Origin of the sequence: Pseudomonas sp. KU26590 (assembly GCF_026153515.1) — a bacterium.
Classification (GTDB): Bacteria; Pseudomonadota; Gammaproteobacteria; order Pseudomonadales; family Pseudomonadaceae; genus Aquipseudomonas.
Window position 1 is genome coordinate 2,623,653 of the sequence record NZ_CP110644.1, and the last position, 16,237, is coordinate 2,639,889.

The following is a 16,237-nucleotide window of genomic DNA, read 5'->3' on the forward strand; positions in this document are numbered from 1 at the left end:
CCGGCCTTTTCAACCTGTATGGCCCAACGGAAGCGGCCATCGACGTCACTCACTGGACCTGCCGCGACGAACCGGGCGCTTCCGTGCCCATCGGTCGCCCGATAAACAACCTTCAAATCCACATCCTCGACAGCCGTCTCAACCCGCAACCCATCGGTGTACCCGGTGAGCTGTACATCGGCGGCGACGGCCTCGCTCGCGGCTACCATTTGCGTCCGGGCCTGACTGCCGAGCGTTTCGTGGCGAGCCCATTCGGCACCGGCGAGCGGCTGTATCGCACCGGCGACCTGGCGCGCTGGCGTGCTGACGGCGTGGTGGAATACCTCGGCCGTCTTGATCACCAGATCAAACTGCGCGGCTTGCGCGTCGAAATCGGCGAGATCGAAGCGGCTTTGCTGGATCACCCGGCGGTCAACGAAGCGGTGGTTATCGCCCGTGAACTCAGCACTGGCCTGCAACTGGTGGGCTATCTGGTCGCGCAGGACTTCGACGAAGAACAACTGCGCACCCAGCTCAAGCAACGCCTGCCGGATTACATGGTCCCGGCCCACTTCGTCACTCTGGAAAGGCTGCCGCTGTCGGCCAACGGCAAGCTCGATCGCAAGGCGTTCCCTGATCCACACATCCAGCAGCGAACCTTTGAAGCGCCACTGGCCGGCGTCGAAGCCCAACTGGCCGCGCTGTGGCAAGACCTGCTCGGCGTCGCGCAAATCGGCCGTCAGGACAACTTCTTCGCCCTGGGCGGGCATTCCCTGCTGGGCATTCAACTGGTCGCGCAAATCCGCCGCGACCTGAAACTTGAGCTGCCCCTGCGTGCGCTGTTCGAGTCGCCGGTCCTCGCCGATCTGGCCCACTACCTGAACACCCAGGCGCTCGTCACGGCGATGCCGGCTCTGCAGCGTCGCACCGACCGCGAGTTCGCGCCGCAGTCCTTCGCCCAGCAACGCCTGTGGTTCCTTGCGCAACTGGAGCCCGAGAGCGTCGCGTACAACCTGCCGTGTGTGCTCAACCTCAGCGGCGCGCTGAAACTCGACGCCCTGCAGCAGACCTTCGACGCCCTGGCGGCCCGTCACGAAACCCTGCGCACCTGTTTCCGCCCATCCCCGATGCAAAACGCGGAGGCGGTGCCGCAGCAACGGATTCTGCCAGTCAGCAGCGTGCACATCGCCCGTTACGACCTGCGTGACAACGCTGCGGCGGAAGCCGCATTCGACGCGCTGGCAGAGGCGTTCATGAATCAGCCGTTCGACTTCGACGCCGAGCGCGCGCCGTGGCGCGTGGCCTTGGCGCGGGTGGCGGACGATCAGTGGCGCCTGCTGCTGTGCATGCACCACATCATCTCCGACGGCTGGTCGGTGCAAGTCATGCTCGAAGACTTCGCCGCGCTGTATCGCCGGTTCGCCCAGGGCAACGACGTGCAACGGGCGGAGCTGCAACTTGCGGAGCTGAGCGTGCACTACGCCGACTACGCCAGCTGGCAGCGCGAGCACCTGAGCGGTGCCGAGCGCGAGCGTCAGTTGAACTGGTGGCGTGAAGCGCTGGGCGACGAGCAGCCGGTGCTGGAATTGCCGGCGGACCGTTCGCGTCCGGCCGAACGCGACGGCAAAGGCGGGCGGCATGCTTTTGTGCTGCCCCAGGACCTGGCGGACACGCTGCGGCACACGGCGAAAGCCCACGATGCCACGCTGTTCATGCTGTTTCTGGCCTCGTTCGACACGCTGCTCTATCGCCTCAGCGGCCAGCGCGATCTGCGTATCGGCGTGCCGGTGGCAGGGCGCGCCGAGGTGCAGACCCAGGGCCTGATCGGCTTCTTCGTCAACACCCTGGTGCTGCGCGCCCAGGTCAGCGGCGACCAGCCGTTTACCGCGCTGCTCGCTCAGGTCAAAGACAACCTGCTCGGCGCCCATGCCCATCAGGACCTGCCGTTCGAGCAACTGGTGGAGGCGCTGCAACCGGCGCGCAGCCTCAGCGTCAACCCGCTGTTCCAGGTCAGCTACAACCATCAGCAGCAGCCGGACATGTCGCTGCTGCAGTTCGACGGCCTGAGCTGCGACGCCCGCCAGTGGGACATCAAGGGCGCGCAATTCGACCTGGTGCTGGGCACCTTCGAGCACCGCGACGGCAGTATCAGCGGCTACCTCGATTACGCCACCGACCTGTTCGACGCCTCGACCGTGGCGCGTGTGTTCGAGCAACTGGTCACGCTGCTGCGGGCGATCTGCGCCCAGCCCAATGCCGCCATCGGCGATCTGCCGTTACTCGGCGAGACCGACCTGGCCGCGCTGGATCAATGGAACACGCCGCCGTTCTCGCCTTACGTCGACCGACCGATTCACGAGCTGATCGCCGACCACGCGCGTATTCGTCCCGACGCCATCGCGCTGGTCCATGGCGAGCAGCGCCTGACCTTCGCCGAGTTCGACCGTCGCGCCAATCAACTCGCCCACGCCTTGCGCGCCCGGGGCATCGGCACTGAAGTGCGGGTGGCAATCGCGATGGAGCGCGGGATCGATCTGTGGCTGGCGTTTTATGCCGTGCTGAAATCCGGTGGCGCCTACATTCCGCTGGACCCGGACTACCCGACCGAGCGCCTGCGTTACATGCTGGAAGACGGCGGCGTGAAGCTGCTGATCAGCCATGATGCGGCCCTTGATCGTGTGCCGGTCGGTGATGTGCCGTTGCTGAACATTGATGAGCTTGATTGCTCGTCTGAGCCTGAAACGGCACCGGATGTGGTCATTCACCCGCAGCAACTGGCCTATTTGATTTACACCTCGGGTTCGACCGGCAAGCCAAAGGGCGCGGCCATCGCCCACGCCGACATCTCGATGCACATCCAGACCATCGGCGAGCGTTACCGCTTTACGCCGGAAGATCGCAAATTCCATTTCCTGTCGATCAGCTTCGACGGCGCCCACGAAGGCTGGATGATGCCGCTGTGTTACGGCGCCCGTGTGGTCTTGCGCGATCAGGAACTGTGGAGCGTCGAGCAGACCTACGACACGCTGATTCGTGAAGGCATCACCGTGGCCTCGTTCCCGCCGAGCTATCTGCGTCAGCTGTCCGACTGGGCCGGCGTGCAGGGCAAGGGGCCGGGGGTGAAAACCTATTGCTTCGCCGGCGAAGCCTTCAGCCGCGAGATGCTCCACGACGTGATCCGCAATTTGCAGCCGCTGTGGATCATCAACGGCTATGGCCCGACCGAAACCGTGGTCACGCCAACGCTGTGGCTGGCCTCCGCCGAGGCCGCTGACTTCACCACGGCGTATGCGCCGATTGGTGATCTGGTGGGGGATCGTCAGGGCTACGTCATGGACGCGGATTTGAACCCGCTGCCCCAAGGCATAGCCGGTGAGCTGTACCTGGGCGGCGCTGTGGCGCGGGGTTATCTGGATCGTCCCGGCGCGACCGCCGAGCGCTTCCTGCCGCACCCGTTCCGAGCCGGTGAACGCCTCTACCGCAGTGGCGACCGCGTGCGGCTGAACAGCGAAGGGCTGCTGGAGTACCTCGGCCGTATCGACCACCAGATCAAGATTCGCGGTTTCCGCATCGAAGCCGGTGAAATCGAAGCGGCACTCAAGGCCTGCGACGGCGTGCGTGAAGCGCTGGTGATCGTCCGCGACAAAGGCAATGGCAAGCAGTTGCTGGGCTACGTCGGTGGTAATGACCTGTCAGAAGACAGCCTCAAGCAACAGCTGAAAAACACCCTGCCGGAATACATGGTCCCGGCGCACATCGTGGTCATGGAACGCTTGCCGCAGTTGCCTAACGGTAAGCTCGATCGCAACGCACTGCCTGATCCGCAACTCGGCAGTCAGGCCGTCGAAGCGCCCGAAGGTGAGCGCGAAGTCGAGCTGGCCCGGGTCTGGCAGCAGTTGCTGGGCGTCGAAACCATCAGCCGTCAGGACAGCTTCTTCGAGCTGGGCGGCGACTCGATCCAGTCGCTGGCGGTCATCACCCGTCTGCGTCAGGTCGGGCTGAAGCTGCTGCCTAAAGACGTGTTCAGCCATCCGCGCCTCAAGGATCTGGCCCTGCGCCTCACCGTCATCGAAGCCAGCGCAGCGCTGTTGATTGAAGACGCGCCGAAGGGCGAGCTGCCGTTGACGCCGATTCAGGCGCACTTCTTCGAGCAACCGATGGCCCACCGCGCGCACTTCAACCAGGCGTTGTTGCTGGACGTGCAGCGTCCATTGGAAGCGCCGCTGTTGAGCCAGGCGCTGGCCGCGCTGCTGGGTCATCACGACGGGCTGAACCTGAGTTTCCATCAGCACGCGGACGGCCGCTGGCAGCAGCGCTATCGAGCGACACCTGCTGCCGACAGCCTCTGGCTGCGTGACGTGGCCGACGACCGCGCCATGACCGCGCTGTGCGAACAGGCCCAGCGCAGCCTTGACCTGCATGACGGTCCGCTGTTGCGCATGGTGCTGGCGCAGATGCCTGAAGGGCAAAAGCTGTTGCTGGTCGCCCATCACCTGGTGGTGGATGGCGTGTCGTGGCGGGTGCTGCTGGAGGATCTGGCGCGTGCCTACGCCCAGGTCGCTTCGGGCAGTGCCGTTGATCTCGGGCCGAAATCCAGCAGCTTCCAACGCTGGGCGCGGCATCTGGCCGACGCCGCGCAGGCGCCTGAGCGTCAAGGCGAAGTGGCGCAGTGGCGGGAGCAAGTCGGTACTGCCGAGCCGCTCTGGCCGGTGGACCACCCTGAAGGCCTCGCCACGCAACAGGACCTCGAACAGTGCGAGCTGCTGCTGGACGCCGGGCTGACTCGACGTTTGTTGCGCGAAGCCCCGGCGGCACTGGCGGCTCGCACCGATGAAATCCTGCTGGCGGTCCTCGCTGAAGCGCTGAAGGGCTGGAGTGGCCAGTCAGACACCCTCATCGCGCTGGAAGGTCATGGCCGCGAGGCGCTGGCGGATGGCCTGGAGGTCGGTCGCACGGTGGGCTGGTTCACCAGTCTGTTCCCGCTGCGGGTGCGTGCTGCTGCCGATATCCGCCAGACCCTCGCCAGCGTGCGCGACAGCCTGCGGGGCTTGCCGGACAAGGGCGTCGGCTTCGGACTGCTGCGCTATCTGGGGAACGAGTCGGCGCGTCAGTCACTGGCCGCGCTGCCGGAACCCAAGGTGGTGTTCAACTACCTCGGGCAATTCGATCAGGACCTGGGCGATGGCCGCTTCACGCCGTCGAAGGTGTCGGCCGGCGCGCTGGTGGATCCGTCCACGCCGCTTAATCGCGAGCTGGAAATCAACGGTCAGGTCTTTGCCGGGCAATTGGGGTTGACCTTCCGTTTCAGCGGTCAGCGTTATCAGCGCCAGACCATCGAACGCCTGCAAACGGCCTATCGCGACGGGTTGGTGGCGTTGCTGGAGAGCCTGCCTGCCGCACAACCTGCAGCACCGCAATCGACTGCACCGCAAAGCCTGCCTGCCAGCCGTGACGGCGCGCCGAATTCATTGATTCGCCTGAGCAGCGGCGCCAGCGACAAACCTCCGGTGTTCTGTGTGCACCCGGTCAGCGGCACGGTGGTCGGTTACTACGCGCTGGCCCGGCGGTTGTCGGCGCAGTGGGACGTGTGGGGCATTCAGAATCGCCAGGTGCTGGACGGCCAGTGGCGCGACAGTTCTATCGAGCAAATGGCCCGGGACTACGTCAAGGCGCTGCTCGAACAGCAGCCGTCCGGCCCCTACCGGCTGATCGGCTGGTCCATGGGCGGGACCATGGTGCTGGAAATGGCCCGGCTGCTGACCCGACTCGGCAAGCGCGTCGAGTTCGTCGGCCTGATCGACGGCTACGTGCCGGGCGCCGGCCAGCCGCGTCCTGCCGTGCCGGAAGCCCCCTTGGAGGAGGCTGGCGACGGCGATGAAGGCCTGGAAGCCGACGCGCACTGGCAACAGTTGCTCGGCGTCGAGCGGCACATGCGCCAGCTGGCCAATCAATGCCGCCAGATCCACGCCCTCAGCGTGCCGGTCTACGCCTGGTGGGCCGAGCGCTCGCCGGAAAATAACGATAACGCACCGGCTCTTCTGGAGCAGGGCATGGGTGTTCGCTTGCAGGTTTCGGCCTGGATCGACGCCGACCACCTTTCGATCGTCCGTGATCAGCAGTTCATCAGTCAGCTTGCCGAGGCCCTCGCGCAGGTCAACGAACGCCCTCATTCCTACGATTTCCAGGAGCACGAACATGCATAGCCAACACAACGTGACGCCGATTGCCGCCCGCCACAGCGAGGCGCTGTCGAGCAGCCCGGACGCCGCCGTGGCCAACGCCGACTACCGCTTTGCGCCGACCCCGCGACTGGAGCGGCAGGCCGCCGTGGAATCCAACGCGCGCAGCTACCCGCGGCGCATTCCCCTGGAACTCAAGCGCGCCCAGGGCATTCACGTGCAGGACAGCGAAGGGCGCTGGTTCATCGATTGCCTGGCGGGTGCCGGCACCCTGGCGCTGGGGCACAACCACCCCGAGGTGATCCAGGCCATGCGCGCCACCCTCGACGGCCAGCGTCCGCTGCACACCCTCGACCTGATGACCGAGGCCAAGGACGACTTCATCAACGAGCTTTTCGCCTTGCTGCCGAAGGAATTCGCCAAGGACGCGCGCATCCAGTTCTGCGGCCCGGCCGGCACCGATGCGGTGGAAGCGGCGCTGAAACTGGTGCGCACGGCCACCGGGCGCAGCAACCTGATGGCCTACCACGGTGCCTATCACGGTATGACCCAGGGCGCGCTGGCGCTGATGGGCAACCTGGGGCCGAAGACCTATCTGGACGGCATGGCCGGTGGCGCGCAGTTCCTGCCGTTTCCCTACGACTACCGCTGCCCGTTTGGCGTCGGTGGCGAGGCCGGCGAGCGCATCGGTCTGCACTACATCGAGAACCAGCTGACCGACCCGGAAAGCGGTGTGTTGCCACCCGCCGGGATGATTCTGGAAACCCTGCAGGGGGAGGGCGGCGTGGTGCCGACCTCGGCCAACTGGCTGCGGGAAATCCGCCGCATCACCCGCGATGCCGGCGTGCCGCTGATCCTCGACGAGATCCAGTGTGGTGTCGGCCGCACCGGCAAGCCGTTTGCCTTCGAACACGCGGGCATCGTGCCGGACGTGCTGGTGCTGTCCAAAGCCATCGGCGGCAGCCAGCCGATGGCGGTGGTGGTCTACAACAAGTCCCTGGACGTGTGGAAACCGGGCTCCCACGCCGGCACCTTCCGCGGCAACCAACTGGCGATGGTGGCCGGTTCCACCACGCTGCGCATCGTTCGCGAACAGCAACTGGACCTGCACGCCGCCGCCATGGGCGAGCGCCTGACCGGCCACCTGCGCTCTTTGCAGAAAGACTTTCCGCAGATGGGCGATGTGCGTGGCATGGGCTTGATGCTCGGGGTGGAAATGGTCGATCTCGACGGCCGCCCCGACGCCCTCGGCCACTTCCCCCACAGCGGCGCGCTCGCCTCGACCATTCAGCGTGAATGTTTGCAGCGCGGGCTGATCATCGAAGTGGGCGGGCGGCACTCGTCGGTCATCCGCTTCCTGCCGCCGCTGATCGTCACCGCCGCGCAGATCGATCAGATCGCCGACATCTTTGCGGCTGCCGTTTCAGCGGCCGTCAAACACCGTTAAACCCTTGTTGTAACAGCGTTGAAAGAGGGCGTAGGACCAGCAGTGGCCCTTCGCCCTTTTTTCACAATAATAATGGTAATGAGAAACGTTCTTTGTTACATTTTCACGCTTTTTTGACATAAGCGGTCAATTTTGGGGCATTGCCCCGTGTGATTTCAAAGGGAGGGGGAGTTCGGATGGCGAGCAATAACAAGGGTCAATTCAAGGTCAATGCCTTGGCAGCGCTGATCGCAACGGTCGCCTGCCACGGCGCGGCATGGGCGGCGGATGCCCCGGTCAAGGCCGAGCAGGGCGCCACCATCGAACTGCAGAATTCGGTGGTCACGGGTGAAGCGCCCGAAGGGCAGGAAACCGTTGGCTATCAGGTGAAAAACAGCACGGCGGGCACCAAGACCAGCACACCGCTGTCGGAAACCCCGCGCTCGGTGTCGGTGGTGACACGCCAGCGCATCCAGGATCAGGGCTCGCAAACCCTGACCGACATCCTCGGTTACGTCCCCGGCATCTTCGCCCCGCCCTTTGCCGTCGGCGACGGACTTGCAGGCGATCTGTTCTCCATTCGCGGCTACAACGCCACCGATTACGGCTACGGCCTGCTTAAGGACGGCCTGCGTCTGCAAGGCAACCGCTACGACACCACCACCGAACCCTATGGCCTGGAACGCACTGAAGTGTTCCGCGGCCCGAGCTCGATCCTTTACGGCGAAAACGCGCCCGGCGGGCTGGTCAACCTGGTCAGCAAGCGCCCGACCGAAACCGCCCAGGGTGAAGCCAAGTTCACCTACGGCAGCAACAATCGCCGGCAGCTGTCCCTCGACGTGTCCGGCCCGCTGACCGACGACAACCGCATCCTCGGCCGCGTGGTCATGCTCGGTCGCAACGCCGACACCCAAGTGGATTCGGTGCCGGACGATCGCATTTACATCGCGCCGTCGATGACCTTCAACTTCGACGAAGACACCGCGCTGACCCTGCTCTCGTCCTACCAGCGCGACCGCACCAAGCTGCTGCTGGGCTACCCCGCTGCGGGCACCTTGCTGAACAACGTCAACGGCAAGATCGGCAAGGACCAGTTCAACGGCAACCCGAACTGGGACGACTTCGAGCGCGAAACCTGGACGCTGGGCTACGAGTTCAAGCACCAGCTCAACGACACCTGGCAGTTCCGCCAGAACTCGCGCTTCATGGAATCGCGTCTGGACCGTCACGAGACCTGGCCGAACAACCTGAACAACGCCGGCTTCGGCAGCACCTTGACCAGCACCGCGTACGATCGCGACAACAAGTCGATCACCTACTCGCTGGACAACCAGTTCGAAGGCCACTTCACCTCCGGCGCCCTGGAAAACACGGTGCTGCTGGGCGCGAGCTACGACCGCACTTCGTTCAACCAGGACTGGGCGGCCGGCAACGGCGGCACGTACAACGCCTTCAATCCAGTGTTCCCGTCGGGCGATCCGCGCATGATCGCGACGGTGCAGAACTCGCAGTTGGACCAGCAGATGTACGGCGCCTACGGCCAGCTGCAGAGCAAGTACGACAACTGGATTTACCTGTTGGGCGGTCGTCAGGACTTCGTCAACAGTCAGTACCGCAACCGCGCCGGCACCACCAGCGGCGCCGCGGACCTGGACGGCTGGGATCATCGCTTCAGCTGGCAGACCGGTTTGATGTACCAGTTCGAGAACGGTATTTCGCCGTACGTGAGTTACTCGACGGCGTTCACGCCGGTGCAGCAGTCGTCGCAGCCGAACGGTGAGTTGCTGGACCCGATTCTCAGCGAGCAGTACGAGATGGGCCTGAAGTACGAACCGGCTGGGTGGAACACGACGTTCAGCGCGGCGGTGTTTGACTTGACCAAGACCCACGACGTGATTGCCGGTTCGAACGGGTTCAGCCGTCAGATCGGCAAGAGCGAGTCGAAGGGTGTGGAGCTTGAGGTCAACAGTGATGTGACCAAGAACCTGAGCCTGACGGCGTCGTACACCTACACCGATGCGCGGGTGACGAAGGACAGTCCGGGGTCGTTGTACGAGGATCATCAGTTGACCGGCATACCGCGTAATCAGGCGAGTACGTGGGCGACGTATCGCTTCCTTGATGGCCCGATGAGCGGTTTCCGTGTGGGTGGCGGGGTGCGTTATTTCGATAATACGTTCGCGTATACCGCGCCGACTCTGTACGGGAAGTTGAAGACGGGTGATGTGACGCTGGTGGATGCGTTGGTGGGGTATGACATCGATAAGCATTGGTCGGTGGATGTGAATGCGAAGAATCTGTTCGACAAGGAGTATGTGAGCGGCTGCAATAACGCGGGTCGGTGTTATTGGGGTGAAGAGCGGACCGTGTTGGGGACTGTTGCTTTCCGTTGGTAATTCGCTTTTAACATCAAAAGCGTCTGCCTAGGGGCAGACTGTTTCGCCTTCGGCGACTTACTTTTGAAAAGCACCAAAAGTAAGCAAAAGTGCCTGCTCCTGGTTGGGCCCGACTTCGTCGGGTTCCTTCACTCCGGTCCCGCTCCGTGGGCCCGCGCCGAACGGACATCCATGTCCTGACGGCGCTCTCGCCGCATCCATGCGGCTCGGCCCACTGCGCGAGACCTCCGTTCAGCCTGCACCCAAGTCGCGATTGGCGGTGTCTGGGCTGTTTGTGTATGAAGATCAAAAGCAACGGCAACGGCAACGGCAATGGCAACGGCAACGACAAGGGCTTCCCGGCTAAAGCCGGTCCTACAGTCGAGGCACCGCCAATTCCGCTGGACGCCTGCGATGCCTTTGTAGGACCGGCTTTAGCCGGGAAGATGCCAGCCCAGGCGCCAACAATTTTGCTGATAGCACCCCCTCCCTGTATTGATCGTGCCCACGCTCCGCGTGGGTATGCATCCTGTGACGCTCCGCGTCACCCCACCGAAGGCTGGACGCGGAGCGTCCTGGACGGCGTTACCACGCGCAGCTTGGGAACGATCATGGATGTACCGACCCCTTCGCGAGCAAGCTCACTCCCACATGTCGCTCGTCGTGGCTGACTGAACGCGTTTTTCTGTAGGAGCCGGCTTGCTGGCGAATGCGTTGGGTCAGAAACAAAGACGTCGAATGACACACCGCGTTCGCCAGCAAGCCGGCTCCTACAGAGACCGCGTAAATCCGATGATTTGCCGTTGCCGTTGCCGTTGCCGTTGCCGTTGCCGTTGAGAACGATCAACTGACACATCCGCACACCCAGCAGGACCGGCTTTAGCCGGGAAGCCCTTGATCTGCTTTTGCTTTCGCTTTTGATCTTTTACGCAGTAGGCCAGTCACCGCTAATCGCGACTTGGGTGCAGGCTGAACGCAGGTCTCGGTCCGTGGGCCGAGCGGCATGGATGCCGCGAGAGCCGCCCCCCGCCATGGATGGCGGATGGCGGCGGGCCCACGGAGCGGGACCGGAGTGAAGGAACCCCGAGGAACGAGGGGCCCAACCAGGAGCAAGCACCCTTGGTTACTTGGGGTGCTTTTCCAAGTAACTCGCCGAAGGCGAAACTCGAGGCCGTTAGGCCGACGCCCTTGATCTGCTTTCAAAGTTTTTCGCAAAAAACCACTAACCATCCAGCCCCCTCGTTCGTCTTTCAGGTAAGGCGCGCTTACCTGCGCCGTTCCAACATCACGAGGGATTACACATGAGCTTCGACAGCGAAAACACACAGTTCCGGGTCGTCATCAACCACGAAGAACAGTACTCCATCTGGCCCGACTACAAAGCCATCCCGGACGGCTGGAAAAGCGTCGGCGTCGAAGGCGACAAACAGACCTGCCTCAACCACATCGAAACCGTCTGGACCGACATGCGCCCCCTCAGCCTGCGCAAGGCAATGGCCTGAACCCACCCCCTTCAGCCTCAGGAGCGTATCGCCCATGAACATGCGCATGCTCACCCCCGAACGCCTGCGCCTTGAAGCCGGCTTCCCCCTGCGCGTCCAGCCTGGCCAGACCGGCGTCTCCCTGGCCGCCGAAATCGACGCCCTGCGCAGCGTCGTCGACCACTCGCTGGAACGCGACGGCGCCATCCTCTTCAGCGGCTTCACCCCCGAAGGCGTCGAAGGCTTCCAGCGGTTTGCCGCCTCGTTCGGCCACCCGCTGCTCAACTACGAATTCGGCTCCACCCCGCGCAGCCAGGTCGATGGCAAAGGCGTCTACACCTCCACCGAATACCCGGCCCACCGCTCGATCCCGCTCCACAACGAACAGGCCTACACCACCGAATGGCCCATGCGCATCTTCTTCTATTGCGCCAAAGCCGCGGTCAGCGGAGGCGAGACACCGATTGCCGACAGCCGCCGGGTGTTCCAGCGCATCAGCCCGGCGCTGCGCAAACGCTTTGAAGAAAAGCGCCTGATGTACGTGCGCAACTACGGCAACGGCCTGGACCTGACCTGGCAACAGGTCTTCAACACCGACCGCCACAGCGACGTCGAAGGCTACTGCCGCACCCGGGGCATCCAGTGCGACTGGAACGAGGACGGCGACCTGCGCACCCGACAGCTGGTGCAAGGCGTGGCCCAGCATCCGCGCACCAAGGACTGGGTGTGGTTCAACCAGGCGCACCTGTTCCACCTGTCGAACCTGGACGAGGAAATGCAGGAAATCCTCCTCGACACCGTCGGTGAAGAAGGCCTGCCACGTAACGTCTATTACGGCGATGGCAGCCCGCTGGAGGCCGACGCGCTGGCGGAAATTCGTGGCGTGCTGAGCGAATGCGAAGTGGTCTTCCCGTGGCAGACCGGCGACGTGCTGATGCTCGACAACATGCTCACCGCGCACTCGCGCAAGCCGTTCAGCGGCGAACGAAAAGTCGTGGTTGCCATGGCCGAAGGCGTCAGCGGCAACACCCTGCACACCCTTTCCTGAGTCCGATATTCATGCAGAAAACCAAGCTTGTTTACGTCTGGTCGTTGCGTAACGCAGCGGCGGACAAGGCCGGTCAATACGTCGATTACCACGGCGAACAGCGCTACATGACCTCGCCGCTGGAGTACCTGGTCAAGGCGCTCAACGACACTGCGCTGGGCGATCACTATTCCCTGGAAGCGATCATCTACGACGAAAATCCCGAGTCCGCGCGGGACCGCGAGAGCATCAAGGACTATGGGTTCAAGCCGGGGCAGGGCGCGCACTGGTTCTACCCGGCGGGCCTGACGGTGCAGGGGCGTAAGGTCGATGACCTGCTGGAAAACGTGCCGTCGAGCTACCGCAGCTTGCCCCTCGGCGACAGCGCGCGGCCAGCCGCCAAGTCGGATTTCGAGCGACGCCTCGGCGAGCGGCTGCACGCGCTGCAAGCCGATGTCGTGGTGCTCGACGGGCTACTGGTGATCCTCGATGAACTGGTGCGCGAGGGCGCTGATTTCCATCGGCGCATCTTCAACGTGCACCCGGGCATCACGCGCCTGGAATCGCCGTACGAGCGACGCGGCGCCTATGCGACCCTCGACGCGCTGTACGGCGCCCGGGGCAAGAAAGTGGTCGACTGGACCACGCGGGAGATGGTCGACATTCCGGTGGTGAACATGACCGGTGCGTCGTTCCATTACGTCGACACCGGCATTGATTCCGGCGAGGTGGTCTTCGACGTGCTCGACACGCCCATCGCGCCGGACGACACCATCCTCGAACTGCGCTGGAACAACTTCAACAACAGCCTGTTCCCCGCGCTGGAGCAGGGGTTGTGGGTACTGGCGCGGCAGCCGTCCCATTGATCGCGCTCAATTGAACAGCCCGTCGGCGCAGGCAATCAGACCATGATTCCTGCGCTGGCGCCGTTGTTCATTGCCGATTTCGAGCATTACCGCGACGCGCTCGTACTGCCCGACGACCCCCGCGTTGGCGTGCCCCTGCGCACCTTTCTCACCGGCGACTACCTGAACGATGTTCTGACGCGATTCGGCAGCGCCTACCCCGACAGCGACCCTCGCGGACTGGCGTCGATCTGGAGCAAGTACTACTTCATCAAACTGATTCCGCCGGTGGTAGCGGCCTCGCTGATCCTCGACCAGCGCCTGCCGCTGCGCCTCGGTGATCTAGAACTGATCCTCAACGACGACGGCCTGCCTGCGGCCTTCAAGCTGCGGGACGCCGGACAGCGCTGGACGCCCACCCCGGCCGATGCCTTCGAGCGTTTCGACGAGTTGCTTGAGCAGCTCCTCAGGCCCTTCATCGACACCTTCGCCGGGCATGTTCGTCTATCGCCCAAGGTGCTGTGGAGCAACGCCGGCAACTATTTCGAGTGGCTGTTGGGTGTGCTCGAAAAAGCGATGCCCCACGCCGATGTGAGTCACGGCCACCAGTTGCTCAACGCGCAATACCTGCCAGACGGACGCCGCAATCCGCTCTACCAGCCGGTGCGTTACCTAAGGCTCAAAGGGCAAGAATCACTGAAGCGCCAACGCCGCGTGTGCTGCATCCGTTACCGTGTCAACGGCCTCGAATACTGCGCCAACTGCCCGCTCTCCTGACTGACCGCGTACACATTGTTGGACCGGCTTTAGCCGGAAAAGCGCCAGTCGTCACGCCGCAAAAGTGAGGGTGCTGCCACTGGCCTCTTCCCGGCTAAAGCCGGTCCCACAACGGCATCGCGCACACCGATTGGGACTGGCTGAAACCTGATAGTAGGACCGGCTTTAGCCGGGAAAGCGCCAGTCGTCACACCGCAAATGTGAGGCTGCTGCCACTGGCCTCTTCCCGGATGAAACCGGTCCTGCTAAACCATTGCGTGCAGCCATGGGGCTACATGAAACCCCTGCGTCTGACCGATATTGGCCGTGAAAGCGGCGCGCGTTACGTTCCACGCCCTGCGCCGTTTATGCATCACTTGCCCAAGGCAGAAGCCGTATGCCGTAATTACGCGCGTACGAATCTGTGCGGAGCCTACACATTCCAGTTTTTGTGAAACGCTACGCAATGCTGCGCGTGACGGTTTCTAGACTGAGGCCAACAAATAAGGCAGGATTGCCGCCCGATGTTCAGGGCGTTAGCCATCAACATCGAGCATCAAAATCGTTCACGCGGACACATGGACAGACTCTTTCCAAGGATTGTGAAATGAAAGCGGACCTCTTGGCCCTTGTGCCCAGTTGGGGCGACATCGAGCGAAACCTGGACCAGAAATACAGCGAGCTCAATCAAAGCGTCAGCAATGGTTTGCAGAGCGCCAACGACGCCTGGGACGGTTTCACTCGGAGAATCAGTAACGGCGCTAGCCAAGCCTATGGCTACGCGGGCGGACGTCGAATTGACAACGTCCGGCACGCTATGGCGCTGTCGTACCCGATCCTGCAACTGGAGTTGTCCCGTAAGTGGGCTTCGATCAACATCTCGCAGATTTTGCCGGTACTGCTCCAGCTGGTGCAGGAAGTCGTCATGATCCTCGGTGGTAGCGTTGCTATAGGTGGTGCTCTCGGAGGTGCAGCCGGTTCTCTGGCATTCGGTATTGGTGCGGCGCCGGGCGTTGTGATTGGAAGCAGCATCGGCTTGCAGATTGGCAATTTAATCCTCGGTGCACTGGGCCTCTGGGCAATTACCGAATATTTCTCAGCTGGCATTCAGCCCTGTCTATCCACTTTGTGGGAAGGATTGAGCACAGCGTGGCAGGCAGAGGACGGATTGATACCCGAAGGACTGGACCCTAGCGGTGCGTCGGCGGCAACTATCAACGAAAGGAACGAGCGCGCGGCTCGGCAGCTTGCAAGCGGGCAAGAGCAGCTAGTGTTACTGCTATTAGTTGCGTTAGTCACCTTCTTGACCCGTGGACAGATTAAGGGAGGCATTACTAGCAGTTTGGAAAGCATTTCCACGCGCAGTGCAAGGCTTCAATCGGAGATGTCGAACAAGGAATTTGCGAACTGGTTCGCGATAAACGAGCAGAAGATCCTGGCCCATCCGGATTTGCAGATTAACGACATAACTCCGCTAAAAAAGCCTGCCGGTGATGCAACACCCACTATCGAAAAATTTGTCGATGATGCAACACCAAGCACCGCAAAACTAGCCGGTGATGCTACACCCAATATCCCAAAAGGTGAGGGTGAAGCAATACCCAATATCGCAAAATCTGCTGAGGATCCAGCACCGAAAATTGATAGGTCACAACTACAAGAAAAAACGATTGAATCGAAATTCGATAAGTATCCAGATGTCAGTACGAACCTGCCAGGGAAGGTCGTCGGCGTGTTCGATATGATTAATAACCCGGGGCCATTGGCAGAATTAAGAGGTAGCCCAGCGGGGAACTTTGGCGGAGGCCGATATAATGCGGTAGAACTTTCAGAGGATGTGATACTCCATCGAGGGGGAGATTCCAATGGGAAAGCTTTGGGTCAGTGGTTTACGGAGGAGCCCCCCACCTCAGTGGCTCAAGTTAGGATCGACACCGCCGTCAAGCCGCAATGGATTGATCCGGTGACGGGAGAGTTGACTGGCAGTTCTCCCGTAGACGCTGTATACGCCATCAAAATCCCCGCCGGAACTATAGTTTACGAGGGACCGGTAGGTTACCAAGGGGACATATTTGTCGGGGGTGGTGATATAAAGCAAATCTTTGTGCATGAACCTTGGAAATTGCCTGGTGTAGAAGTAATTGGCAATCCAACTCCTATCAAATAAGG

The 16,237-nt window shown here is 62.4% G+C and carries 8 protein-coding genes (1 of these 8 running past the window's edge); all 8 read left to right on the forward strand.

The features are described 5' to 3' along the window. Positions 1-6,182: the end of a non-ribosomal peptide synthase/polyketide synthase gene (locus OKW98_RS11580; RefSeq protein WP_265389279.1), read on the forward strand. 10,036 nt of this gene lie to the left of the window's left edge; the window shows 6,182 of its 16,218 coding nt (coding positions 10,037-16,218); the start codon falls outside the window, past its left edge; the stop codon is at positions 6,180-6,182. Further along, a complete protein-coding gene (locus OKW98_RS11585; protein ID WP_265389280.1) occupies positions 6,175-7,605 on the forward strand; it encodes an aspartate aminotransferase family protein in 1,431 nt (476 codons plus the stop codon). Before OKW98_RS11580 ends, OKW98_RS11585 begins: the two co-directional genes overlap by 8 nt. Before the next feature lie 176 nt (positions 7,606-7,781). Further along, positions 7,782-9,980, forward strand: coding sequence for a TonB-dependent siderophore receptor (locus OKW98_RS11590; protein WP_265389281.1), 2,199 nt, complete (start codon positions 7,782-7,784; stop codon positions 9,978-9,980). A 1,280-nt stretch (positions 9,981-11,260) separates the two neighbouring features. Further along, the gene (locus OKW98_RS11595) at positions 11,261-11,461 is read left to right on the forward strand and encodes an MbtH family protein (RefSeq protein ID WP_074885105.1); all 201 of its coding nucleotides are present in this window, start codon (positions 11,261-11,263) and stop codon (positions 11,459-11,461) included. 34 nt (positions 11,462-11,495) lie between these two features. Then, positions 11,496-12,488 (forward strand): TauD/TfdA family dioxygenase, encoded by a 993-nt coding sequence (locus tag OKW98_RS11600; protein ID WP_265389282.1) that lies wholly within the window; start codon positions 11,496-11,498, stop codon positions 12,486-12,488. An 11-nt stretch (positions 12,489-12,499) separates the two neighbouring features. Beyond that, a complete protein-coding gene (locus OKW98_RS11605) occupies positions 12,500-13,333 on the forward strand; it encodes a formyltransferase family protein (RefSeq protein ID WP_265389283.1) in 834 nt (277 codons plus the stop codon). Between the two features lie 42 nt (positions 13,334-13,375). Continuing rightward, the gene (fhuF, locus tag OKW98_RS11610; RefSeq protein WP_265389284.1) at positions 13,376-14,089 is read left to right on the forward strand and encodes a siderophore-iron reductase FhuF; all 714 of its coding nucleotides are present in this window, start codon (positions 13,376-13,378) and stop codon (positions 14,087-14,089) included. 586 nt (positions 14,090-14,675) lie between these two features. Then, positions 14,676-16,235, forward strand: a complete 1,560-nt coding sequence (locus OKW98_RS11615) for a DUF6861 domain-containing protein (protein ID WP_265389285.1) — start codon at positions 14,676-14,678, stop codon at positions 16,233-16,235. Positions 16,236-16,237: the final 2 nt, after the last annotated feature.

Bases quoted from the DNA above. Each gene is read 5' to 3' on its own strand.
- OKW98_RS11585 (WP_265389280.1), top strand. From the start codon at position 6,175: ATGCATAGCCAACACAACGTGACGCCGATTGCCGCCCGCCACAGCGAG.
- OKW98_RS11590 (WP_265389281.1), top strand. From the start codon at position 7,782: ATGGCGAGCAATAACAAGGGTCAATTCAAGGTCAATGCCTTGGCAGCG.
- OKW98_RS11595 (WP_074885105.1), top strand. From the start codon at position 11,261: ATGAGCTTCGACAGCGAAAACACACAGTTCCGGGTCGTCATCAACCAC.
- OKW98_RS11600 (WP_265389282.1), top strand. From the start codon at position 11,496: ATGAACATGCGCATGCTCACCCCCGAACGCCTGCGCCTTGAAGCCGGC.
- OKW98_RS11605 (WP_265389283.1), top strand. From the start codon at position 12,500: ATGCAGAAAACCAAGCTTGTTTACGTCTGGTCGTTGCGTAACGCAGCG.
- fhuF (WP_265389284.1), top strand. From the start codon at position 13,376: ATGATTCCTGCGCTGGCGCCGTTGTTCATTGCCGATTTCGAGCATTAC.
- OKW98_RS11615 (WP_265389285.1), top strand. From the start codon at position 14,676: ATGAAAGCGGACCTCTTGGCCCTTGTGCCCAGTTGGGGCGACATCGAG.